The organism is Belliella aquatica, assembly GCF_014637795.1.
Lineage (GTDB): Bacteria > Bacteroidota > Bacteroidia > Cytophagales > Cyclobacteriaceae > Belliella > Belliella aquatica.
Window position 1 is genome coordinate 1 of the sequence record NZ_BMFD01000058.1, and the last position, 710, is coordinate 710.

Genomic DNA, 710 nt, shown 5'->3' on the forward strand with positions numbered 1-710 from the left:
ACAAACTCCGTCTCTGCAAAGGCTCCATACTGATCATGTAGGATAGATATTCCTGCAGCATTCTTGCCTAGGATATCTCCTGAGGCTTGACCTGAGAGTTGGCCGAAGTCTAGTTCTGCTGAGGCAAAGTAAGTCTTTGGTGCTCCCTCCCAGCCTGCCCACTGATTGCGGACAAAGCCGCGAATCATGGAACCTTCATAGCCCGTCAATGCTGGGTTGTAATAGCCCTGCAAGTGGCTGAATTGAGAAATGTATTTTCTTGATTGAGCGAGAATATCCGATGTCGTTACAAGGGCTATTCCTATGAATAAGATGATTGTTTTTTTCATGATTTTATATTTTTGAGGAGAAAGGTCAAAGGTTAAAGGAGAAAGGGGGGACGAGTCATTTATTTATAAACTCGTCCTTTCTCCTTTTACCTAGTCCCTTTTACCTCTTTACTTTCTTAACAGATTCAAGATTCCTTTTCTCACTTCTCCTGTCTCTCTCACTTCGAGTGTCCAGTAATAGCTGCCCACAGGCATCTCCTTGCCTTCGAAGATTCCATCCCATCTCTGATCTGGATCTTCTGTGTAGAAGAGTCGCTTGCCACTGCGCTCAAATACCTGAACTCTTGCTCCTGTATAGTAGCGAATCTCTGGTACACCCCAGTTATCATTGATACCATCTCCATCTGGTGTGAAGGTATTGTAGATCTCAATCTCTGATAC

General features: G+C 44.1%; 2 protein-coding genes. Both read right to left on the reverse strand.

Annotation, left to right across the window (positions count from 1 at the left end):
• A partial coding sequence (locus IEV57_RS19265) for a type IX secretion system membrane protein PorP/SprF (RefSeq protein WP_188444661.1) occupies positions 1-329 on the reverse strand: 329 nt, incomplete at its 3' end.
• Positions 330-437: 108 nt separating this feature from the next.
• On the reverse strand, positions 438-710 hold a 273-nt coding region (locus tag IEV57_RS19270), incomplete at its 5' end, for a T9SS type B sorting domain-containing protein (protein WP_188444662.1).